Raw genomic sequence first — 21,067 nt, forward strand, 5'->3', positions numbered from 1 at the left:
GCTCGCGAAGAACGATTACCCGATGTATTGGGTAAACAACAAATACAAAGGAACCCACAATGGCTGCTGACTCATCCTCCCCCGCCCTCAAGGAAATCTTCAACAGCGAACGCCTCCAGCACATCGCCACCGAGATGACCGCGGTCTATCCCCGGTTCGATGCCAGGGCCTTCCTGAAGCTGGCCAAAAGCGGTCTGGCGGACCTGTCGGTGATGCAGCGCATGGCCCGCGTCAGCGAATGCCTGCACGCGGTGCTGGCGCTGGACTTCGAGGCCTCGCTGCCATTATTGCGCGCCCTCGCCCCGCGCCTGAACAGCGGTTTCGTCAGCATGTGCCTGCCGCATTACGTGGCGACCTACGGCACCGAGCGATTCGACCTGTCCATGGACGCGCTCAAGTACTTCACCGCCTTCGGCTCCTCGGAGTTCGCCATCCGGCACTTCCTGCGTCGCGATCTGGAGCGGTCCCTCAAACTGATGCATGACTGGTCGCTGGATGCCAACGAACACGTCCGACGCCTGGCCAGTGAAGGCTGCCGGCCACGCTTGCCGTGGTCGTTTCGCCTGGAGTCGATCCAGGCCGAGCCACGGCTGGCCGCCGCCATTCTCGACAACCTCAAGGCAGACCCCAGCCTGTATGTCCGCAAGTCCGTGGCCAACCACCTCAACGACATCACCAAGGATCACCCGCAGTGGGTGCTGGACCTGATCGAAGGCTGGTCGCTGGATAACAAACACACGGCGTGGATCGCCAAACATGCGCTACGCAGCCTGATCAAACAGGGCAATCAGAGGGCGCTGGCGATCATCGGCGCCAGCGGCAAGCCTGAAGTCGAGATCCTCGACGTACAGGTCAATCCGCCGGTGATAGGCCTGGGGGAAAAAATCACCCTGTCCTTTACCGTCACATCCACGGTGGAGGCCAGCCAGCGCCTGGTGATCGACTACGCCATCGATTACGTCAAGGCCAACGGCAGCACGTCGACCAAGGTCTTCAAGCTCAAGGCCCTTACCTTGCCCGGCAAGGCCACCGAATCCATTGCCCGGGGCCAGCACATCAAGGAACTGACCACCCGTCGGCACTACGCGGGCCGGCATGCGGTGCATGTGCTGATCAATGGCGAACGGCTGGCGAGTTCGGCCTTCGAAATTACTGTTGACGCTGATTGAGCGAATCCCGCGAACGGCCTGGCAGCATGCGCGTCAGGGTGTTGTCCTGGACCCAATAGTGGTGGAACAAACCAGCCGCCGCGTGCAAGCCGATCAACCAGTAACCGGCGTTTCCGAGTTGCTCGTGCCAGTGCTTGAACTGCTTGGCCAGGTCGGGATCGACCGCCACCGGTGCCGGCAAGGCAAACTCAAAATAGGGCATCGGCTTGTCGCCAGCGGCCAGCATCAGCCAGGCCAGTACCGGCGTGGCAATCATCAGCACATACAGCGCCAGGTGCATCAAGTGGGAAACACCGGTCTGCCAGGTGGGCGGTGCCGGCATGATGGGTGGGCGCGGGGACAGCCGCCCAAGCAAACGGATCCAGACCAGGGCAAAAATACTCAAACCGAATAAACCGTGCAGCCCGAGAAAAAAACTCCTCCCGGTACCACCACGGGGCAAGAACCCCTTGATTTCGATGCAGGCATAGACGCCGACAAACAGCGCCAGCATCAACCAGTGCATGGCTATCGACAGTTTTCCGTAACGTTGTGTTGTTGAATCGCGGGTCATCGTGGGCCTCGTGAGTGTCAGTCCAGGCTGGCGACTCATTCGCGCAACCAGATCGAGCGCCACCCTGCCAGCGCAATCTTAAGCGAACCTGAAGACGACGTTATTTAACTTTTTTCTCACCTTCAGACTCCGTTAAGAAATGCTTCCGATACTCCTCCCATAAACTCCCGGGAGGCGCCATTCAATGCCCCACTTCGACTGGAACATCCCTTTGCCTCTGCAGTTCGGCCAAGCGGATACGCCGCCGATGAGTCTGGCCAGAGCGCTGCCGGATGACCCCCAGCGCGAATGCTTTGAAACCTATATCCAACAACGTTTCCGCAAGGCCCACGGTGCCGATATCCGCCATTTCATGCCGGAACTGTTCGGCATGAGCAATGACGCCGGAGAGCTCTGCGCCGTGGCCGGCGTACGCCTGGCCGATGACGGGGAGTTGTTTCTGGAGCGTTATCTGGATGAACCGATCGACCCGCTGATCAGCGCCGCCGCTGATCGCCCCGTGGAACGGACCGGTATCGTCGAAGTGGGCAATCTGGCGGCCAGTGACACCGGCAGCGCACGAATGAGCATCATCGCCATCACTTACCTGCTGGCCATGGGTGGCCTGGAATGGGTGGCATTCACTGGCAACATCGGTCTGGTCAACAGCTTCCACCGGCTCGGTTTGAAACCGGTGACCCTGTGCGCCGCCGACCCGGCGCGGCTGGGCGACGACCGGTACAGCTGGGGCAGCTATTACGAGAGCAAGCCCTGGGTGCACGTGGGCAATATCCGCGCCGGCTTCATTCATTTGCGCAATATCGGCCTGTTCGGTCGCCTGGGATTGCCGACATCCATCGAGGGGTTCATCCATGTCGCCTGAAACGGCACGTTTCGACCGGATCCTGCGCCGCCATGCCGAAGTAACGCCCCATGGCATCGCCTTGTGGGGCGATCAGTCGATGCTGGACTACGCCACGCTGTACGCCGAGGTGATGGCCCGCCGGCAGCGCCTGCGCGATGGGAATATCAAGGTGGTCGCATTGGCGTTGGACAATGGCGTCGAAGCGATGCTCTGGGACCTGGCCGCATTGTTTGAAGGCCTGACGTGCCTGACGTTGCCGCCGTTCTTCAGCGCCGCCCAACGCAGCCATTGCCTGGAGCAGAGCCAGGCCGAGGTCGTGATCGCCGGCCCGGAGCTGGGAAGCGAGCTGCAAGCGAGCGGCTATGCGCACACCGGCGAATTCTGGCGCCGCACCTTCAAGGGCCCCAACCGGATGCCCGAAGGCACCGCCAAGCTGACGTTCACCTCCGGCACCACCGGCACGCCGAAAGGCGTCTGCCTGAGTGCCGAGAGCATTCTGCAGGTGGCCCGCGAACTGGAGCTGGCCAGCCGGCCCAGCCATCCGCAGCATCATCTGGCCCTGCTGCCGCTGGCCATTCTGCTGGAAAACATCGGTTGTTATGCGGCGTTGTACGCCGGGGCGACCCTGAGCCTGCCCAGCCAGAAAACCCTGGGCATTCAAGGCGCCAGCGGCGTCGATGTGCCACGCCTGCTGGGATTCCTGGCCAGTCGCGCCCCGCAGAGTCTGATTCTGGTACCGCAACTGTTGTTGATGTTGGTCAGCGCTGCGGAGCAGAAAGGCTTCAACCCGCAACACCTGCGCTTTGCCGCCGTGGGTGGCGCGCGGGTTGCCGAAGATTTGCTGCACCGGGCGCAACGGGTGGGCCTGCCGGTCTACGAAGGCTATGGCCTGTCGGAGTGCGCGTCGGTGGTTTGCCTCAACCGGCCGCAGGCCTGCCGGCCCGGCAGCGTCGGTCGTCCCCTGCCCCATGTGCAGATTCGCCTGGCCGACGATGGTGAAGTGCTGATCAAGGGGTCGACCCTGCTCGGCTACCTGGGGGACGCGCCGCACACCGATCAATGGTGGCCCAGCGGCGATCTCGGCGAATTCGACGCCGAGGGTTACCTCTACCTCAAGGGGCGCAAGAAACATCAGTTCGTCACCAGTTTCGGACGCAATGTGAACCCCGAATGGGTCGAGGCCGAGCTGACTCAACGGCGGCATATCGCCCAGGCCTTCGTCTACGGCGAAGCCATGCCACACAACCATGCACTGCTCTGGCCCCATCGCCCCGACTGCCCGGACGAGCAACTGGCCGCCGCCGTGGCCGAGGCCAATGAGGCCTTGCCTGACTACGCCCAGGTCCATCGCTGGACCCGGCTGGATCAACCCTTCACCCCGGCCAATGGCCTGCTGACCGCCAATGGCCGCCCCCGTCGCGACGCCATCGTCGAGCAGTACCGGGCGCAACTGAGCGAATCTGCGTTTCCAGAGGACACCGCATCATGAGTTTTTTCGACACCCTGCAAGAAGCCACCCACCAGGAACGCCACGAACTGTTCAACCTCCCGGTCATTCGCGATGCCCTGGAGGGCAAGGTCAGCCTGGAAAGCTACCGTGCCTTCCTGACGCAAGCCTATTACCACGTACGTCACACGGTGCCATTGATGATGGCCTGCGGCGCGCGCCTGCCCTCACGCCTGGAATGGCTGCGGCAGGCCGTGTGCGAGTACATCGAGGATGAGTACGGCCACGAACAATGGGTGCTCAACGACATCGAAGCCTGCGGCGGCGACAAATCCGCGGTCCGCGACGGTCGCCCTTCCCTCCCCATCGAATTGATGGTGAGTTTTCTCTACGACTTGATTGCCCGGGACAACCCGGTCGGTCTGTTCGGCATGGTCAACGTGCTGGAAGGCACCAGCATCGCCCTGGCCACCCATGCCGCCGGCAGCATTCGCCAGCGCCTGGATTTGCCGGAAAGCGCTTTCAGCTACCTCAGTTCCCACGGCGCCCTGGATATCGAACACATGCAGACCTACCGTCGCTTGATGAACAAGCTGGAAGACCCGGACGATCAGGCCGCGGTCATTCATGCTTCCAAAGTGGTGTACACGCTCTACGCCGACATGTTCCGCGGTTTGCCGCGTGACGGGGAGAACGTCCATGCGCCTGTCTGAAGCTCGCGTGGTATTGACCGGTGCCAGCGGCGGCATCGGCCTGGCCATCGCCACGGCCTTGTGCGCCAGCGGGGCCCGGGTATTGGCCGTGGCTCGGCATCGACAACCCTTGGAGCCGCTGCTTGAGCGGTATCCCGATAACCTGTGCTGGATCGCGGCGGACCTGACGTCGGCGGCGGACCGTAGTGAAGTGCTGGCCGAGGCCGAAAGCATCGGTGGCATCAACCTGTTGATCAATGCCGCCGGGGTCAATCATTTCGCCATGCTCGAACAACTGGAGGACAGCGAGATCAACGCGATGCTCGCGCTGAATGTCGGTGCACCGATCTGCCTGACGAAAATCCTCCTGCCCCTGCTCAAGCAGGCCCCCAGCGCCATGGTGGTCAACGTCGGCTCCACCTATGGGTCCATCGGCTACCCCGGTTACGCCAGCTATTGCGCCACCAAGTTCGCGTTGCGCGGGTTTTCCGAAGCCCTGCGCCGGGAACTGGCGGACACCCGGGTCAGCGTGCTCTACGTCGCCCCGCGTGCCACCCGCACCAGCATGAACAGCCCGGCGGCCCAGGCGCTCAACGATGCCCTGAAGTCCAGCGTCGACGACCCGCAAACCGTGGCCGCCGCCGTGATTCACGCCATTGCCGGCGACCGTCGCGATCTGTACCTGGGCTGGCCGGAACGTTTCTTCGTGCGCCTCAACAGCCTGCTGCCCAATCTGGTGGACCGAGGCCTGCGCAAACAATTGCCGCTGATCCGTCACTTGAGTCAGAAACCCGACAAGGAGAATCTCGAACCATGAACAAGATAGCCGCCTACCTGCTGCTGGGGGCCTTGAGCCAGAGCGCCTGGGCGCTGGACGCCGTTGACGAACAGCGGCTGGTGAGTATTCAGCAGAACTGGGCGCACATTCAGTACGAACTGCCGGAGGGGCAACGCACCACGGCGTTCGAAAAACTCGCCGCCCAGACCGCGACCTTCACCCAGGAGCGCCAGAACGTGGCGGAGGCCTGGATCTGGTCCGGGATCGTCAACAGCAGTTGGGCCGGCGCCCAGGGCGGGCTTGGCGCACTGAGCAAGGTCAAGGCGGCGAAAGCCGATCTGGAAAAGGCCCTGGCCCTGGACCCCAAGGCGCTACAAGGTTCGGCCTACACCAGCCTTGGCGCGCTGTACGACCGCGTACCCGGCTGGCCCATCGGTTTCGGCGACGCGGACAAGGCCGAGCAATTGCTTAAAACAGCGTTGCAACTCAACCCCAATGGCATCGACAGCCTGTACTTCTGGGGCGATCACCTTTACCGTCAAAAGCGTTACACCGAAGCCAGGGCAGCCTTGCAAAAAGCCCTGCAAGCGGCGCCCAGAGCGGGCCGCGAAACCGCTGATGCCGGTCGTCGCAAGGAAATCGAAGCCTTACTGGTGGACGTCAATAAAAAACTCGGCTGACAGGAGTCCGTGTGCGCTTATTACTGGTTGAAGATGACGTGGCCCTGGGCGAAGGCATCCATCAGGCCCTGAGCCGTGAGGGGTACACGGTGGATTGGTTGCAAGACGGCAACAGCGCCTTGCATGCGCTGCTCAGTGAATCCTTTGACCTGGCGGTGCTCGACCTTGGCCTGCCGCGCATGGACGGCCTCGAAGTGCTGCGACGGCTGCGTGACAGCGGCTCGAACCTGCCGGTGCTGATCCTCACCGCCCGCGACGCCACCGAAGATCGCATTGCCGGGCTGGATGCCGGGGCCGACGATTACCTGATCAAGCCCTTTGACCTGGCCGAGCTCAAGGCCCGCCTGCGGGCGTTGTTGCGGCGCAGCGCCGGCCGCGCCCAGGTGCTGATCGAGCACGCTGGCATCAGCCTGAATCCCGGCACACAGCAAGTCAGCTACAACGGTGAGCCGGTAGCCCTGACGCCCAAGGAATACCAGCTGCTGCACGAACTGCTCTCGCCACCCGGCCGGGTGATCACCCGCGATCACCTGATGCAATTGCTGTACGGCTGGAATGAAGAAGCCGAGAGCAACACCCTGGAAGTGCACATCCATCACCTGCGCAAGAAGTTCTCCACCGATCTGATCCGCACCATTCGTGGGGTCGGTTATCTGGTGGAGGAGCGTCGATGACTTCGATCCGGCGTCGCACCCTGACGCTGATCATTGGCCTGATGCTCACCGGTATCGCCGTGATCAGCGTGCTCAACCTGCATGACAGCAACCATGAAATCGCCGAGGTCTATGACGCGCAACTGGCCCAGAACGCGCGGTTGCTGCAAGGCGTAATGCGCATGCCACTGGCCAGCAAGCAGCACGCCGAACTGTATCAGGCGTTCAACCAGGCCCTGGGCGCAGCCGAGCCAAAGGTCGATGGTCATCCCTATGAAACCAAGATTGCCTTTCAAGTCTGGAACCGCAAGGGCGAAGTGCTGGTGCACACCGCCAGTGCTCCTTCATTCACCGCGCCGCCCTCCACACCAGGCTTCAGCGATGTGGTGGACCTGAACAACCGCCAATGGCGCGCATTCCTGCTCGAAGACAAACAGAACGAGTTGCGGATCTGGGTCGGTGAGCGCGACGACGTGCGCGCGGATCTGGTGGATCGCATCGTGAGTCATACCTTGTGGCCGAACATAGTGGGCAGCCTGGTGCTGGCGGCGATGGTCTGGGTGGCCATTGGTTGGGGCCTCAAACCCTTGGCCGATATGGCGCAGACCCTGCGGGCTCGTCACAGTGGCTCGCTGGAGCCGTTGCACCTGACACCCCTGCCGAGCGAACTCGAACCAATGCAGGCGGCCCTCAACCGCATGCTGGCGCAGATTCAGGAAGTACTCGGACGAGAGCGGCGCTTCATTGCCGATGCCGCCCATGAAATGCGCACGCCCCTGGCGATCTTGCGGGTGCACGCGCAGAACCTGATGGAATCCAGAACCGAAGACGAGCGCCGCGAATCCCTGGCATTCCTGATCGCCGGCGTCGACCGGACCAGCCGACTGGTCAACCAGTTACTGACCATGGCCCGCCTCGAACCCCAAGCCCAGACGCCGGCGCTGAAGGCTATCGACCTGACCGAAAGCGTGCGTGACAGCCTGGTCGAGCTCACGCCCTGGTTGCTGAGCAAACATCTGGAACTGGCCTTCGAAGCCAGTGACCGCCCCTGCAAAGTCTTCGCCGACGCCGCCGCCATCGATATCGCGTTGAACAACCTGATCACCAACGCCGCGAACTTTTCCCCCGAGCACGGCGTCATCACCGTGCAATTGAGTCAGGCGGAGGGTTTCTATGCCCTGAGTGTCCTGGATCAGGGACCGGGCATCGACGAAGCGGACCACGCACGAGTATTCGAACGCTTCTACAGTCGCGGAAACACCCATGGCGCGGGACTGGGGCTGACGATCGTCAACACCATTGCCCATCGGCTGGGCGGACGCATCACCCTGGCCAATCGGGCTGAAGGCGGATTGCGCGCGACCCTGACGATTCCAGATACCCGGCCACTCAGCGCTTCCTAGCGAACGTCTTGCGGGCCGACTACGCGGGGGCGCGGACGGCCCCCTGCAACAGGTCCTGCTCCCGCTCACACATTTCCACCACGTAATCCCACAACACGCGCAACCGCACGGATTTGTGCAGTTCGCGGCGGGTGCTGATCCAGTAGCTGCGCTGGATGCTCTCGTCCGGCAGCAACGGCACCAGGCCGGGGTCGGCGCTGGCCATGTAACACGGCAGCACCGCGATCCCCAGGCCTGCGCGCGCAGCCTGATGCTGGGCGATGACGCTGGTGCTGTGGAAGACCACACGCGGATTACGGCAGAAGCTGTTGAGGAACATCAGTTCCTGGCTGAACAGCAAGTCGTCGACATAACCGATCCACGCATGCCGGCCCAGGTCTTCGCGGCTGTGCAGCGCGGGCGAACGGTCGAGGTAATCCTGGCTGGCGTACAGCGCCAGTCGATAGTCGGTGAGTTTGCGCGTGACCAGCATGTCGGCGGCCGGGCGCTCGAGGTGAATACTGATTTCCGCCTCGCGGTTGAGGATGCTGACAAAGCGCGGCACCGCCACCAGTTCGACCTCCAGCCCCGGATAGCGCTCGAACAGGCCATTCATGCGGCTGGCCAGGAACATGATGCCCAGGCCCTCGGTCACGCCCACGCGAATCTTGCCCAGCGGCGCCGTGGATTGGGTGATTTCCTCCTGGGCCAGCAGTGCGACGTTCTCCATGGCTTCGGCGTGCTTGAGCAGCGCTTCGCCGGCCGGCGTCAACTCATAGCCCTGCGCATGCTGGACGAACAACGCGGTGCCGAGGCTTTTTTCGATGGCCTCGATGTGCCGCGCAACGGTGGCGTGGGTGGTGTTCAAGCGCCGGGCAGCGGTCAGCAAACGTCCGCTACGCTGCAATTCGAGAAAAAACCGCACGTCATTCCAGTCGAACATGAATCATCCTTGTTTACAGGTGTTTAAAAACGAACAGCAGCTGCGCAAAAACTAACATTCTTTTGACGAAAGCTAACAACTAGGATGGATCCCAACAAGAACAACAACATGAGGTCAGGGATGCAGACTTCCCTTGATGAGTACGACTACATCGTGGTCGGGGCCGGCCCGGCCGGTTGTTTGCTGGCCAATCGCTTGTCGGCCAACCCGCAGCACCGCGTACTGCTGCTCGAAGCCGGCGGCCGCGACAACTATGCGTGGATTCACATCCCCGTGGGCTACCTGTTCTGCATCGGCAACCCGCGCACCGACTGGTGTTTCAAGACCGAAGCCCAACCCGGCCTGCAAGGCCGTGCCCTGAGCTATCCGCGCGGCAAAGTGCTCGGGGGCTGCAGCTCGATCAACGGCATGATCTACATGCGCGGCCAGGCGGGCGACTACGACAACTGGGCTGCCGAAGGCAATTCGGGCTGGAGCTGGCAAGACGTCCTGCCGCTGTTCAAGAAGAGCGAAAACCACTTTGCCGGCGACTCGGCGTTTCACAGCAGTGCCGGCGAGTGGCGGGTCGAACGCCAGCGTCTGTCGTGGCCGATTCTCGATGCCTTCCGCAGCGCCGCCGAGCAAAGCGGCATCGCCAGCATCGATGACTTCAACCGGGGCGACAACGAAGGCTGCGGCTACTTCCAGGTCAATCAGAAGGCCGGCATCCGCTGGAATGCGGCCAAGGCGTTTCTCAAGCCGATCCGCCATCGCCCCAACCTGACCTTGCTGACCGGCGTGGAGGTCGACCGCGTGCTGCTGGAAAGCGGTCGTGCCAGTGCCATCAGCGCCAGTTGGCAGGATCAGGCCAGGACCTTCAAGGCCCGCAAGGAAATCATCCTGTGCGCCGGCTCCGTCGGCTCACCGAGCATCCTCCAGCGCTCCGGGATCGGCCCTCGCCCGCTCCTGCAACGCCTGGGCATCGGCGTCGCGCATGAACTGGCCGGCGTGGGTGGCAACCTGCAGGACCACCTGCAACTGCGCCTGATCTACAAACTGCAAAATGCCCGTACCCTGAACCAGATCGCCGGCAGCCTGTGGGGCAAGATGGGCATGGGCCTGCGCTACCTGTATGACCGCAGCGGCCCGCTGTCCATGGCGCCCAGTCAGCTCGGCGCCTTCGCTCGCTCGGGGCCGGAACAGACGTCGGCTAACCTCGAATACCACGTGCAACCGCTGTCCCTGGAGCGCTTCGGTGAACCGCTGCATGCGTTCCCGGCCTTTACCGCCTCGGTCTGCGACTTGCGTCCGCAGAGCCGTGGCCGGGTCGAAATCCGCTCCGCCAACCCGCAGGAGGCACCGCTGATTCAACCCAATTACCTGAGCCATCCGGAGGATTTGCGCGTGGCGGCCGACGCCATTCGCCTGACCCGGCGCATTGTCGCCGCACCAGCGCTGAAGGCGTTCAATCCGGTCGAATACCTGCCCGGCGACATCCTGCAAAGCGAAGAGCAATTGCACGAAGCCGCCGCCCGGATCGGCACCACGATTTTCCACCCGGTCGGCACCTGCCGGATGGGCAACGACACGCACGCCGTGGTCGATGCCGAACTGCGCGTGCACGGCATCCCCGGTCTGCGCATCGCCGACGCCTCGATCATGCCGCGCATCACTTCGGGCAATACCTGTTCACCCACGTTGATGATCGCCGAGAAAGCCGCACAACTGATCCTCAGCCCCCACACAAGGAGCATCACCGAGACAAAGGAACGGGTCACACACTCGTGAATCCACACGAACACTGTAGGAGCGAGCCTGCTCGCGATGGTCGTCAACGATAACGCTGACAACCTGACACCCATGTGCGCTCTCAAGTTCATCGTCGGAACGCCGCCCGGAGCAAGCTCGCTCCTGCGCAAACGCGTACATCCGATACATCGAAGTAGCGGCACCAGCCCACAAGGACGGCGCCGACAGTGGAACAACAAAAACAATCACTGTGAGGGATACCGATATGTCAGAACACGTTCAGCCCCTGGAAAGCTTGCGCAGCGCGCGTACCAGCCAGGACACCCAGAAAGTCATCTTCGCCTCGTCGCTCGGAACGGTCTTCGAGTGGTATGACTTTTTCCTCTATGGCGCCCTCGCGGCGGTGATCAGCAAGCAGTTCTTCGCCGGGGTCAACGACACCACGGCGTTCATCTTCGCCCTGATGGCCTTCGCCGCCGGTTTCATCGTGAGGCCGTTCGGCGCCCTGGTGTTCGGCCGGTTGGGGGACATGATCGGACGCAAATACACCTTCCTCGCCACCATCATCCTCATGGGCCTGGCGACCTTCTGCGTCGGCCTGCTGCCCAATTACGCCAGCATCGGCATCGCCGCGCCGATCATTCTCGTGGCGCTGCGCATGCTTCAGGGCCTGGCCCTGGGCGGCGAATACGGCGGCGCCGCGACCTACGTCGCAGAGCACGCGCCTATCGGCAAACGCGGCTTTCACACCAGCTGGATTCAGTCCACCGCCACCCTTGGCCTGCTGTTATCGCTGCTGGTGGTGCTCGGTTGCCGCTACTTCACGGGCGATCAGTTCGAAGTCTGGGGCTGGCGCATCCCGTTCCTGTTTTCGATCATTTTGCTGGGCATCTCGACCTGGATTCGCCTGAGCCTGCACGAGTCGCCGGCCTTCGTGAAAATGAAAGAAGAAGGCAAACTCTGCCAATCGCCGATCCGCGACTCCTTCGGCAAATGGGAAAACCTCAAGGTCGTGCTCATCGCCCTGTTCAGCATCAACGCCGGGCAAGCGGTGACCTTCTACGCCGCGCAGTTCTATGTGCTGTTCTTCCTCACCCAATTCTTGAAAATGGACCCTGCCGTCGCCAACGGCCTGCTGATTGTCAGCGTGACCCTTGGTGCGCCGTTCTTCATCTTCTTCGGCTGGCTGTCGGACAAGGTCGGGCGCAAGCCGGTGCTGATGATCGGCCTGCTGCTGGCCACCGCGCTGTACTTCCCGATCTTCAAATCCCTGGCTCACTACGCCAACCCGGCCATCGACCAGGCCAGCCGTCAGGCACCGATCACCGTGCTGGCCGACCCGGCCACCTGCACCTTTCAGTTCGACCCGGTTGGCAAGGCGAAATTTGACAGCCCCTGCGACAAGGTCAAAACCTTCCTGGTCAAACAGGGCTTGCCGTACTCCAGCGCAGTGGCACCGGCCGGCAGCACGGTGCAAGTGAGCGTTGGCGACGTGAAGATCGACGGATTTGACGAAGCGGCATTGCGCGGTGCCGTGACCCTTGCCGGCTATCCGCAGCAAGCCGACATGCAGCAGATCAACAAACCGATGATCGTCGCGCTGATCGTGGCGCTGATCATCATTTCCGCGATGTGCTACGGGCCGCTGGCGGCGCTGATGGTCGAGCTGTTCCCGACGCGCATCCGCTACACCTCGATGTCCCTGCCCTACCACATCGGCAATGGCTGGTTCGGCGGGTTTCTGCCGACGGTGTCGTTTGCGTTGGTGGTCTACACCGGCGATATCTTCTACGGGCTGTGGTACCCGGTGGTGATCACCGGCGTCAGCCTGGTGGTGGGAATGATCTGTTTGCGCGAGACCCGCAACGTGGACCTGCACAAAAATTAAGGGAAAACCTGTAGGAGCGAGCCTGCTCGCGATGGAGTATCAGTTGTCATCGCGTTGACTGACACACCATCGCGAGCAGGCTCGCTCCTACAGGTATTGTGAAAGTCAGCGTGAATATCACTCTTCGATTTCAAGCAACTCGAACGTCACCTGATCCGGATAAAACGCCACGTAGTTTTCAATTTGCCTGACAGACACCTTGGGATTCTCGTAGCTCCACACCGCATTGGCGCCCTCATGACCCGGCACCTGCAGGCTGAAATAGCTGGCATCGCCCTTGTACGGGCAATAGCTGGTGTGATCGGTGCGGGCGTAATATTTCTCGTCGATGTCCTCTCGCGGAACGTAGTACACCGGAGGGTAATTGGCCTCCAGCATCACCAGGGCGCGCGAGGAGGCGGCCACCTGGATTCCGTGAAATTTCACCAGCAGGCAACCGGGCTGCTCGGCGATGGTGATGACAGGGCTGGGACCGGAGCTTTTCATGGAATGCATTCCTCACGACGATGATTGACCCTGTGGGAGCGTGGCTTGCCCGCGACGGGCTGCGCAGCAGCCCCATGACCCGAGACCACGATTCATCAGGTATAACCCAGATTCGGCAGGCATGACCGCCTTGCAGCCGAACGGACCAGGCAAATTATCGCAACGCACTAACTGTACATCCATACAGATAAAGATTGCCCCCGAGTCCATATCCCGCCATTCTGTGCACCTCTCCGGACACTGATCGACGACGATGGTTATGCGGCTGTACCTCTGTGAAAAACCTTCCCAGGCCAAAGACATTGCGGCCGTGCTCGGCGCGCGGCGCCGCGGCGATGGCTGCTGGCTGGGAACAGACGTCACCGTGACCTGGTGCATTGGCCATCTGCTGGAAACCGCGCCGCCGGACGCCTATGACGCGCGCTACAAGCGCTGGGTGCTGGCGGACCTGCCGATCATTCCGGACAAATGGAAAATGACCGTCAAACCGCGCACGGCCAGCCAGTACAAAGCCGTCAAACGCCTGCTCGGCGAGGCCGACGAACTGATCATCGCCACCGACGCCGACCGCGAAGGCGAGATGATCGCCCGGGAACTGGTGGAGCATTGCCGTTATCGTGGGCCGATCCGCCGCTTGTGGCTGTCGGCACTGGACGACGCCTCGATCCGCAAGGCCCTCGCCGCCCTCAAGCCGGGCGCCGAAACCTTCAGCCTTTACCATTCGGCGCTGGGGCGTTCCCGGGCCGACTGGCTGATCGGCATGAACATGAGTCGGCTGTTCACCCTGCTGGGTCGCCAGTCCGGCTATCAGGGCGTATTGCCGGTCGGTCGCGTACAAACGCCGACCTTGCGCCTGGTGGTGGATCGCGATCGCAGCATCGCCAACTTCGTACCGGTCGCTTACTGGGCCATCGATGTCCAGCTGCTGCATGACGGCACCCCATTCACCGCGCAATGGCGGGCCGCCTCGGAGCTTTGCGACGATCAGGAGCGCTGCCTGAATCAGGCACTGGCCCAACAAGCCGCAGCTGCGATGACAGGCGCCGCGAGCGCCCGGGTGATCAAGCTGCGCACCGAGCGCATGCGCGAGGTGGCGCCGCTGCCGTTCGACCTCGGCACCTTGCAGGAAGTCTGCTCGAAGAAACTAGGGCTCGGCGCCCAGGAAACCCTCGATATCGCCCAGGCGCTCTACGAAACCCATAAAGTCATCACCTACCCGCGCAGTGACTGCGGCTATTTGCCCCTCAGCCAGCACAGCGAAGCGCCGGGCATTCTGGCGGCGCTGCGTCAGGCCGATCCGGCGCTGAACGCGTTGCACGATTACCTCGAACCGCAACGGCGCTCCAGGGCCTGGAACGATGCCAAGGTCAGCGCGCACCACGGCATCATCCCCACCGCCGCCGCGAAGAACCTGGAAAAACTGGCGGGCAAACAACGGGCGGTCTACACCCTGATCCGCGCACGCTACCTCGCCCAATTCCTGCCCAATCACGAATACGACCGTACCCAGGCCGACTTCGACTGCGCCGGTGAAGCCTTGCGTGCCGTTGGCAAGCAGATCGTCGAGCCCGGCTGGAAACGTGCACTGCCCGAAGCACTTGCCCCGGCCAGGGGCCGTGAAGCACCGGCCCCGCAAACGCTGCCCAACCTCATGGAAGGCATTGAGTGCGCGGTGGCCAACGTGCAGCTCAAGGACCTCTGGACCCAACCGCCCAAGCCTTTCACTGAGGGCGATCTGATCAAGGCGATGAAGAACGTTGCCAAACTGGTGGAAGATCCGCTGCTCAAGCAAAAACTCAAGGACACCACCGGCATCGGCACCGAAGCGACCCGCGCCTCGATCATCCAGGGCCTGCTCGACCGTGGGTACCTGGTCAAGAACGGCAAGGCACTGGCCGCCACACCTGCCGCTTTCAGCCTGATCGATGCAGTGCCGCGGGCGATTGCCGATCCGGGTACCACGGCGATCTGGGAGCAGGCGCTGGACATGGTGCAGAGCGGCGAAATGAGTCTTGAAGAATTCGTCACCAAACAGGCGGCGTGGATGAGCAAGCAAGTGGCCCGTTGCGCCGGCCTGAGTCTGACCATCAGCGGTCCGGCCAGCCCCGCCGGACGTGGCGCGACGCCCTGGAAAAACAAGCGTAAACCGGCCAAGCGCAAGACATCGCCCGTCAACAAACGCACGGCCCCCAAAGCCTGACACTTACCCCTGTGGCGAGGGAGCTTGCTCCCTCGCGACAAATCCCCCCACAAGCCATTCACCGTTCCGTCTATCCTTGACTGACTGATGCCAGGAGCCGCAGGTAATGTCCTCGATAGCACTGCACGCCGCACAGCGCGATGACCTGGAAACCATCGAATGCCTGATGCAGTTCTATACCTACGACTTCAGTGAGTGGATGCCACTGAAACTCGCTGAACACGGCCTCTTCAACATCTTGCCCCTGACCGACTACTGGCGAAAACCCTCGACCCGAGCGTTTCTGATCAGAGTGGACGGGGAATTGGCTGGTTTTGTAACAGTGGACGACGAAACCCACCTGCCCGGTGCCGAGCACAACATTGGTTACTTGTTCGTCGCTCGGCGCTTTCGTGGCCGGGGTGTCGCGAAGTTTGTCGTTTCCACCCTCTTGAGCCGATTCCCCGGTCAATGGCAGATTTTCCACATCGAAGTGAATCAACCCGCGCGGCTGTTCTGGGCCGCCGTCATGCCCGATCTCGTGGCAGAGGGCTTCACCCGACATTCCCTGACGGTAAAGGGTTATCCCTGCACCTTTTACCGCTTCGAAGCTTTGCTGCCGTCGTCCTGACCCGAACACCCGGTTACGTTTTTTAATTCCAGACAGCTTTGTCCGACAATATGTAGTGACTAAAAATATTCACTACAAAACCGTTGACGCCTTCGATTTGCCCTTGCATGATGCAGACGTCTCCCCGATCGGGAGTACACGCAACACGCTTGAGCAAGCTCGTCTGACCGCCGAGCTGTTTTTTCCGGATACACGCTGCCCACAAGGCAGATTGAAGAAGCTGACCTGGCCTGAACGTCCAGTACAAGGGCGAGAAATGCTAGCGATCCATCCTCATGAAGCTTGTGCCCGACCCTGAAAACGTCGGCAGTGGCCTGAAGGTATTCGCTGCTTCTCTTCGTTGTGACGCTAACGCGTAGCAGTTATTCAACACGACTACATGCAACAGACGCAGGGCCCCGCCGAATTTGGCGGACGACTGCTGACGTCCTGGTTTCGGTGCCAGGGATCAACTAACCGATGGGCTACTTGTATTAGCGAATCAACTTTGAAAGATCACCAAATGGTCAAGGGGTTTTAAGATGAATTTGAACAATCAACCAACTATCGAAGAACTGGCCCGTATGTTCGCTGCGCAAAAAGACAGCCACGACAGCCATATCCTCTGGATCAGCAAGACCGGCCAGGTTCATATCGACTGCCTGTCCCCGCATGCCCATGAAGCGGAGTTTGATCAGAACAACCAGAACCTGCTCGCCCGACTGAAAATGTACCGTCGCGGCCAGGGCTACGTCGGCAAGAAAGCCGCGGCCGACAAGGACTTCATTGGTAATGTTCTGCAAACCCTGAAACAGGCCTGGGCATCGATGCAGAACCAGAACGAAGTTCGGGTGATTGACCGGTTCTACTGATTAAACTGACTCAACTATAAAAAGGGCCTGCTCCCAACAAGAGCAGGCCCTTTTTAGTTTCGAAGCCCATGCACCAATATTTGCTGATCAAGATATATCGGCACCCAACACCAACTGCACAAACGCCAACGACGCCGCACTGTGGTAGTTGTTTTTACGCCGCAGCAAAGCCGCTCCGCGCCGGGGCGCCTCCCCCGCCAAAGGGATCCTGCGCAACGCGCGATCGCTGGTTGCAATAGGCTCCGGAAGGATAGTCGCCATCGCCGTGTGCCGAATGACTTCCAGCAAGGTATTGACCGAGTTGACCTCGATGGCCACCTTGGGCGTGATCTGTCCTTGGGCGAAGTACTCGTCGATGCGCGTACGGGTGACGAAGTCCGCGGTCAGCAACGCAAACTCCAGTTGCGCCACTGCCTCATTGGCGAGCGCGCCTTCGCATTCATACAGCGGGTGGGCCCGACCGACCATCAAGCCCAGTGTCTCGGTAAACGCCGGGATCGATTCGATGTCGGCGTTGCGCACCTGGTCAAACGCAATCGCGATATCCAGCGAATCCTCCGCCAGCCCCGATTCGATGTCGTCCATCGACAATTCGAAAATCTCCAGATGGATGTTCGGGAACCGCGCCACGTAGTCGCGCACCAGAGGCCCCACCAGATACGCCATGAAGGTCGGCGTCATGGCCAGGCGCAGGGAGCCGCGCGACAAGTCTTTCACGTCATGCAGCGCTCGCTTGCCCGCCTCCAGTTCCACCAGCACCCGACGGGCGCATTCGATGTAGGCCTGGCCGGCGTCGGTCGGCTTGACCGTGCGCGAGGTGCGGTCGAACAGGCTGACGCCCAGGGCTTCTTCCAGCTGCCGGATCTGTTGCGACAGGGTCGGCTGGGATACGTGCAGCGCCTCGGCGGCGCGGGTGAAACCGCCGTGATCAGCCACGGCCAGCAAATAACGCAAATGACGCAGCAACATGGGCTCACCATCTATAGGCAGTACTTATGCCTTGCATTGTATATCGGTCTTGGACGCTATGGGTGAATCGGCAGAAGATGGCTTCACACCGAAACACAACCCACTGCGACAGGAGAAACACCATGCAACAGTCCCACGCTTATAACGACCCAAGCCTGGCCCTGACCACCGAAATCCTCGATGCCAAGGCGCGCAAGAACCTGTCCTGGCAGGACCTGGCTGACGGCACCGGCCTTGGCCTGGCATACGTCACCGCCGCCCTGCTCGGCCAGCATCCATTGCCGGAAAGCGCCGCCAAAGTGATTGGCGAAAAACTCGAACTGGACGCCGACTCGGTAGCCCGTCTGCAGATCATCCCGCTGCGCGGCAGTCTTTCGGGTGTCCCGACCGACCCGACCATCTACCGCTTCTACGAAATGATCCAGATCTACGGCACCACGTTGAAAGCCCTGGTTCATGAGCAATTCGGCGACGGCATCATCAGCGCGATCAACTTCAAGCTCGACATGAAGAAAGTCGAAGACCCGGAAGGCGGCTCCCGCGCAGTGATTACCCTCGACGGCAAGTTCCTGCCCCTGCGCCCTTTCTGAGTGGCGACCGGCCCGCGCTCCGGTACGGGCCCAACCCGACAAAACCCGACAACGGTTTAGCACTCACCACTCTGCTCTGGAGGATGCCCCATGAAAAAAATTCTGCTGGTTCTTTCGCTGATAGCGGGCGTGTCCGCCCAGGTTCAAGCCCGGGAAGCCGTCGTGCCTTATCAATACGGCATGACACTGGATATCGCGCAGGTCGTGAACATCACGCCACCTGCGGACATCTGCGGCGTTGTCCCCGTTGAAATGACGTACCAGGACTCCAAAGGCGCGACCCACATTCTGCAATACAGCGTGTTCGGCACCGGTTGTTCCAACTGATCCCCAACTACTGAACTGAAAGGAAATGCCCCCATGAAAGCGCTCATAGACGGTTTTTTGAAGTTCCAGAAAGAAGTCTTTCCGCAACGCACCGACCTGTTCAAGCACCTGGCCACCACGCAACACCCGGGCACGCTGTTCATCACCTGTTCCGACAGCCGCGTCGTGCCGGAACTGCTGACCCAGCAAGAACCCGGTGAGCTGTTCGTGATCCGTAACGCCGGGAACATCGTGCCGTCCTACAGCCCCCATCCGGGTGGTGTGTCGGCCACCGTCGAATACGCCGTCGCGGTGCTGGGTGTGACCGATATCGTCATCTGTGGCCATTCCGACTGCGGCGCCATGACCGCCGTCGCCAAATGCACATGCATGGACCACCTGCCCGCCGTCAGCGGCTGGTTGCAACACGCCGAGTCGGCGAAAGTCATCAACGAATCCCGGCCCCACACCGATGACGCGGCCAAAGTCAGTTCGATGGTGCGCGAGAATGTCATCGCCCAACTGGCCAACATCCAGACTCACCCGAGCGTGCGCCTGGCCCAGGAAAAAGGCCTGCTGAACCTGCATGGCTGGGTCTACGACATCGAGACCGGTTCGATCGATGCCCTGGATGCCGGCAGCCGCACCTTCGTGTCGCTGGCCGAACACCCAGGCACCTGTGCCGTCTACGGCAAAGCCGTTGAAGCGGCCTGAGCCAATCGCAGCGACCGCCGAGGCAGCCGCTGCGCCATTTTCTAGCGCTTGACCGACAGATCCGTCTGCGTCATGCGGCTACGGATGGTGAACACACCATCACCGGAGAGAATCGCACTGCGCGCAAACAGGCGACCGCTCTCCCAGTTCGACAGGCCCAGTTCCGGCTTGTTGAGCGCGTACTGACCGTCGACCCAACGGGTAATCCCGTTGCCGACAAAGGGCGCATTGACCGCGTTGTAGAAACGCTCCTGGGTCGCCGCGTCTTCACTGAGCAGCGACACCGTGAACTGCGGGCTGTAGCGATTGAACAAGGCGATGGCGCTGTCCAGGTCGTCGACGATCTTCAAGCTCACTTCAGGGGTTTCTTCCCATTCCCACTCACGGCCCAACTGATCTTCCGGCAGCGGTTCGGCCAGTGCTTCGGTGCGGTAGCCTTCGGCGCGATAGACCTCGACGGTCGCGCTTTGCCACTGCGCTGGCAGATAGGTTTCGCTGCCTTCGACGATGTGCAACTTGCAGCCCTGGCCCCGAGCCTTGCCGGCCTGTTGCAGCGCCTCCAGGAACAGCGGCACCAGTTCGGAAGCGCGGTCGCGGTGGATCAGGCAGACATTGAGGGTATTGCAGACCTTGCGGTCGAGGGAGTTGCGCACCACCGCGGCGAAACGTGTGGCGTCGGCGTCGCTGTGGGCAATCAGCCAGGCCCCGCCGGTGCCGTGCAGGCTGACGGCGGTGCCGGCCTGTTGCGCAATGCTGCCCAACTGGCTGACGGCGCGACCCGAACCCCGGGCCACCGCCAGCGACAGACGCCGGTCGGCGAACATCGCCCAACCGGCGGCATGATTGACGCTTTCCACCAGCGACACCGCGCCGGTTGGCAAACCGGCGTCGGCCAGGGCCGGATTCAAGGCGTGAGTGACGATGGCCTGGGCGGTGCCCAAGGCATCACTGCCAATGCGCAACACGGCGGTGTTGCCCGTGCGCAGTACACCGGCGGCGTCGGCGAAGACGTTCGGCCGGCCTTCGAAGACGAACGCGACGATGCCCAGCGGCGACACCACCTGCTCGACTTTCCAGCCGTCATGCTCGACGCAGCTGACCACCTTGCCCCGTGTCGCCGGGGCATCGCGCCAGGCGCGCAGGCCGGCAATCATGTCGCGGCGCATGCGCTCATCGGCCAGCAAACGCGTGGTCGAACGACCGCGAGCCTTGGCCCGCTCGATGTCCGCCAGGTTGGCCGCCTCGATCAGGGCCCAGCAGTCCGGGGTTTCCAGACGTTGTGCAAACAGGTCGAAGAAGGTGCTGATCGCCTGATCCGACACCGCCGACAACGCGGTAAACGCCGATTCGGCTCGGGCAATCGCAACCGACGCCGCCTGCTGGTCAGCCACCGGAATCAACAGCAGTTCACCGCTGACCTGCTCCACCAACAGGTGGTCGCCGGGCTGAAAGCGTGCTGCCAGTTCGGGGCTGACCACGGTGACACGATTACCGGCGAAAGGGATCGGCGTGCCAGCGACTAGACGTTCGAGCGCGAGAGACATGAAGCGGTTTCACCATGCAATGGGCGGGCGGAAAATGTAT

21 protein-coding genes are annotated in these 21,067 nt (G+C 61.7%); 16 read left to right on the plus strand and 5 right to left on the minus strand.

Annotation, left to right across the window (positions count from 1 at the left end):
- Positions 1-59: 59 nt before the first annotated feature.
- Positions 60-1,169, plus strand: a complete 1,110-nt coding sequence (locus tag ACGJAX_RS23835) for a DNA alkylation repair protein (protein WP_390956395.1) — start codon at positions 60-62, stop codon at positions 1,167-1,169.
- On the opposite strand, the gene ACGJAX_RS23840 is transcribed toward ACGJAX_RS23835, so the two are convergent.
- The gene (locus ACGJAX_RS23840) at positions 1,150-1,722 is read right to left on the minus strand and encodes a cytochrome b (RefSeq protein WP_090320536.1); all 573 of its coding nucleotides are present in this window, start codon (positions 1,720-1,722) and stop codon (positions 1,150-1,152) included. The two genes, ACGJAX_RS23835 and ACGJAX_RS23840, sit on opposite strands and share 20 nt — an antisense overlap.
- A 184-nt stretch (positions 1,723-1,906) precedes the next feature.
- On the opposite strand from ACGJAX_RS23840, the gene ACGJAX_RS23845 reads away from it, so the two are divergent.
- The 7 genes from ACGJAX_RS23845 to ACGJAX_RS23875 are packed head-to-tail and all read left to right on the plus strand — an operon-like array spanning position 1,907 to position 8,219.
- On the plus strand, positions 1,907-2,584 hold the full coding sequence (locus tag ACGJAX_RS23845) for a thermostable hemolysin (RefSeq protein WP_390956396.1): 678 nt from the start codon (positions 1,907-1,909) through the stop codon (positions 2,582-2,584).
- Positions 2,574-4,055 carry an AMP-binding protein gene (locus ACGJAX_RS23850; RefSeq protein ID WP_390956397.1) on the plus strand — a complete coding sequence of 494 codons (1,482 nt, stop codon included), beginning with the start codon at positions 2,574-2,576 and terminating at the stop codon, positions 4,053-4,055. The genes ACGJAX_RS23845 and ACGJAX_RS23850 overlap by 11 nt, the downstream gene beginning before the upstream one ends.
- Positions 4,052-4,726 carry a TenA family transcriptional regulator gene (locus ACGJAX_RS23855; protein ID WP_248916595.1) on the plus strand — a complete coding sequence of 225 codons (675 nt, stop codon included), beginning with the start codon at positions 4,052-4,054 and terminating at the stop codon, positions 4,724-4,726. The genes ACGJAX_RS23850 and ACGJAX_RS23855 overlap by 4 nt, the downstream gene beginning before the upstream one ends.
- Complete coding sequence (locus ACGJAX_RS23860) at positions 4,713-5,522, plus strand: SDR family oxidoreductase (RefSeq protein WP_390956398.1); 810 nt, start codon at positions 4,713-4,715, stop codon at positions 5,520-5,522. Before ACGJAX_RS23855 ends, ACGJAX_RS23860 begins: the two co-directional genes overlap by 14 nt.
- The gene (locus ACGJAX_RS23865) at positions 5,519-6,163 is read left to right on the plus strand and encodes a tetratricopeptide repeat protein (protein WP_390956399.1); all 645 of its coding nucleotides are present in this window, start codon (positions 5,519-5,521) and stop codon (positions 6,161-6,163) included. Before ACGJAX_RS23860 ends, ACGJAX_RS23865 begins: the two co-directional genes overlap by 4 nt.
- A gap of 11 nt (positions 6,164-6,174) precedes the next feature.
- Complete coding sequence (locus tag ACGJAX_RS23870) at positions 6,175-6,837, plus strand: response regulator (protein ID WP_090320518.1); 663 nt, start codon at positions 6,175-6,177, stop codon at positions 6,835-6,837.
- Positions 6,834-8,219, plus strand: coding sequence for an ATP-binding protein (locus ACGJAX_RS23875; protein WP_390956400.1), 1,386 nt, complete (start codon positions 6,834-6,836; stop codon positions 8,217-8,219). The genes ACGJAX_RS23870 and ACGJAX_RS23875 overlap by 4 nt, the downstream gene beginning before the upstream one ends.
- Before the next feature lie 19 nt (positions 8,220-8,238).
- Here the strand turns inward: ACGJAX_RS23875 and ACGJAX_RS23880 are convergent, their stop codons facing one another.
- Positions 8,239-9,141, minus strand: a complete 903-nt coding sequence (locus ACGJAX_RS23880) for a LysR family transcriptional regulator (protein ID WP_090320512.1) — start codon at positions 9,139-9,141, stop codon at positions 8,239-8,241.
- A gap of 120 nt (positions 9,142-9,261) precedes the next feature.
- Between ACGJAX_RS23880 and ACGJAX_RS23885 the strand changes: the two genes are divergently transcribed.
- Together ACGJAX_RS23885 and ACGJAX_RS23890 are read left to right on the plus strand one after the other, a co-directional pair.
- The gene (locus tag ACGJAX_RS23885) at positions 9,262-10,908 is read left to right on the plus strand and encodes a GMC family oxidoreductase N-terminal domain-containing protein (RefSeq protein ID WP_390956401.1); all 1,647 of its coding nucleotides are present in this window, start codon (positions 9,262-9,264) and stop codon (positions 10,906-10,908) included.
- Positions 10,909-11,134: 226 nt separating this feature from the next.
- Complete coding sequence (locus ACGJAX_RS23890; protein ID WP_090320507.1) at positions 11,135-12,757, plus strand: MFS transporter; 1,623 nt, start codon at positions 11,135-11,137, stop codon at positions 12,755-12,757.
- Between the two features lie 117 nt (positions 12,758-12,874).
- On the opposite strand, the gene ACGJAX_RS23895 is transcribed toward ACGJAX_RS23890, so the two are convergent.
- The gene (locus ACGJAX_RS23895; protein ID WP_090320506.1) at positions 12,875-13,243 is read right to left on the minus strand and encodes a DUF427 domain-containing protein; all 369 of its coding nucleotides are present in this window, start codon (positions 13,241-13,243) and stop codon (positions 12,875-12,877) included.
- 259 nt (positions 13,244-13,502) lie between these two features.
- Between ACGJAX_RS23895 and ACGJAX_RS23900 the strand changes: the two genes are divergently transcribed.
- From ACGJAX_RS23900 to ACGJAX_RS23910, 3 genes are all read left to right on the plus strand, one after another.
- Positions 13,503-15,443, plus strand: a complete 1,941-nt coding sequence (locus ACGJAX_RS23900) for a DNA topoisomerase 3 (RefSeq protein WP_390956402.1) — start codon at positions 13,503-13,505, stop codon at positions 15,441-15,443.
- A 106-nt stretch (positions 15,444-15,549) separates the two neighbouring features.
- Entirely contained in the window at positions 15,550-16,053 is a 504-nt protein-coding gene (locus ACGJAX_RS23905; protein ID WP_090320503.1) for a GNAT family N-acetyltransferase, read from the plus strand.
- A 521-nt stretch (positions 16,054-16,574) separates the two neighbouring features.
- Positions 16,575-16,904 carry a hypothetical protein gene (locus ACGJAX_RS23910; protein ID WP_090320500.1) on the plus strand — a complete coding sequence of 110 codons (330 nt, stop codon included), beginning with the start codon at positions 16,575-16,577 and terminating at the stop codon, positions 16,902-16,904.
- Positions 16,905-16,991: 87 nt separating this feature from the next.
- On the opposite strand, the gene cynR is transcribed toward ACGJAX_RS23910, so the two are convergent.
- Complete coding sequence (cynR, locus tag ACGJAX_RS23915; protein ID WP_390956403.1) at positions 16,992-17,873, minus strand: transcriptional regulator CynR; 882 nt, start codon at positions 17,871-17,873, stop codon at positions 16,992-16,994.
- Positions 17,874-17,995: 122 nt separating this feature from the next.
- On the opposite strand from cynR, the gene cynS reads away from it, so the two are divergent.
- The 3 genes from cynS (at position 17,996) to ACGJAX_RS23930 (ending at position 19,483) form a co-directional block, all read left to right on the plus strand.
- Positions 17,996-18,463, plus strand: a complete 468-nt coding sequence (cynS, locus tag ACGJAX_RS23920; RefSeq protein ID WP_090320495.1) for a cyanase — start codon at positions 17,996-17,998, stop codon at positions 18,461-18,463.
- A gap of 90 nt (positions 18,464-18,553) precedes the next feature.
- Positions 18,554-18,790, plus strand: coding sequence for a DUF2790 domain-containing protein (locus tag ACGJAX_RS23925; protein WP_090320492.1), 237 nt, complete (start codon positions 18,554-18,556; stop codon positions 18,788-18,790).
- Positions 18,791-18,823: 33 nt separating this feature from the next.
- A complete protein-coding gene (locus ACGJAX_RS23930) occupies positions 18,824-19,483 on the plus strand; it encodes a carbonic anhydrase (protein ID WP_090320489.1) in 660 nt (219 codons plus the stop codon).
- 41 nt (positions 19,484-19,524) lie between these two features.
- Here the strand turns inward: ACGJAX_RS23930 and ACGJAX_RS23935 are convergent, their stop codons facing one another.
- A complete protein-coding gene (locus tag ACGJAX_RS23935) occupies positions 19,525-21,027 on the minus strand; it encodes an aldehyde dehydrogenase family protein (RefSeq protein WP_390956404.1) in 1,503 nt (500 codons plus the stop codon).
- Positions 21,028-21,067 lie beyond the last annotated feature (40 nt).

This window comes from Pseudomonas moorei (genome assembly GCF_042846945.1).
GTDB classification, from domain to species: domain Bacteria; phylum Pseudomonadota; class Gammaproteobacteria; order Pseudomonadales; family Pseudomonadaceae; genus Aquipseudomonas; species Aquipseudomonas moorei.

Bases quoted from the DNA above. Each gene is read 5' to 3' on its own strand.
- ACGJAX_RS23835 (WP_390956395.1), top strand. From the start codon at position 60: ATGGCTGCTGACTCATCCTCCCCCGCCCTCAAGGAAATCTTCAACAGC.
- ACGJAX_RS23840 (WP_090320536.1), bottom strand. From the start codon at position 1,722: ATGACCCGCGATTCAACAACACAACGTTACGGAAAACTGTCGATAGCC.
- ACGJAX_RS23845 (WP_390956396.1), top strand. From the start codon at position 1,907: ATGCCCCACTTCGACTGGAACATCCCTTTGCCTCTGCAGTTCGGCCAA.
- ACGJAX_RS23850 (WP_390956397.1), top strand. From the start codon at position 2,574: ATGTCGCCTGAAACGGCACGTTTCGACCGGATCCTGCGCCGCCATGCC.
- ACGJAX_RS23855 (WP_248916595.1), top strand. From the start codon at position 4,052: ATGAGTTTTTTCGACACCCTGCAAGAAGCCACCCACCAGGAACGCCAC.
- ACGJAX_RS23860 (WP_390956398.1), top strand. From the start codon at position 4,713: ATGCGCCTGTCTGAAGCTCGCGTGGTATTGACCGGTGCCAGCGGCGGC.
- ACGJAX_RS23865 (WP_390956399.1), top strand. From the start codon at position 5,519: ATGAACAAGATAGCCGCCTACCTGCTGCTGGGGGCCTTGAGCCAGAGC.
- ACGJAX_RS23875 (WP_390956400.1), top strand. From the start codon at position 6,834: ATGACTTCGATCCGGCGTCGCACCCTGACGCTGATCATTGGCCTGATG.
- ACGJAX_RS23880 (WP_090320512.1), bottom strand. From the start codon at position 9,141: ATGTTCGACTGGAATGACGTGCGGTTTTTTCTCGAATTGCAGCGTAGC.
- ACGJAX_RS23885 (WP_390956401.1), top strand. From the start codon at position 9,262: ATGCAGACTTCCCTTGATGAGTACGACTACATCGTGGTCGGGGCCGGC.
- ACGJAX_RS23890 (WP_090320507.1), top strand. From the start codon at position 11,135: ATGTCAGAACACGTTCAGCCCCTGGAAAGCTTGCGCAGCGCGCGTACC.
- ACGJAX_RS23895 (WP_090320506.1), bottom strand. From the start codon at position 13,243: ATGAAAAGCTCCGGTCCCAGCCCTGTCATCACCATCGCCGAGCAGCCC.
- ACGJAX_RS23900 (WP_390956402.1), top strand. From the start codon at position 13,503: ATGCGGCTGTACCTCTGTGAAAAACCTTCCCAGGCCAAAGACATTGCG.
- ACGJAX_RS23905 (WP_090320503.1), top strand. From the start codon at position 15,550: ATGTCCTCGATAGCACTGCACGCCGCACAGCGCGATGACCTGGAAACC.
- ACGJAX_RS23910 (WP_090320500.1), top strand. From the start codon at position 16,575: ATGAATTTGAACAATCAACCAACTATCGAAGAACTGGCCCGTATGTTC.
- cynR (WP_390956403.1), bottom strand. From the start codon at position 17,873: ATGTTGCTGCGTCATTTGCGTTATTTGCTGGCCGTGGCTGATCACGGC.
- cynS (WP_090320495.1), top strand. From the start codon at position 17,996: ATGCAACAGTCCCACGCTTATAACGACCCAAGCCTGGCCCTGACCACC.
- ACGJAX_RS23925 (WP_090320492.1), top strand. From the start codon at position 18,554: ATGAAAAAAATTCTGCTGGTTCTTTCGCTGATAGCGGGCGTGTCCGCC.
- ACGJAX_RS23930 (WP_090320489.1), top strand. From the start codon at position 18,824: ATGAAAGCGCTCATAGACGGTTTTTTGAAGTTCCAGAAAGAAGTCTTT.
- ACGJAX_RS23935 (WP_390956404.1), bottom strand. From the start codon at position 21,027: ATGTCTCTCGCGCTCGAACGTCTAGTCGCTGGCACGCCGATCCCTTTC.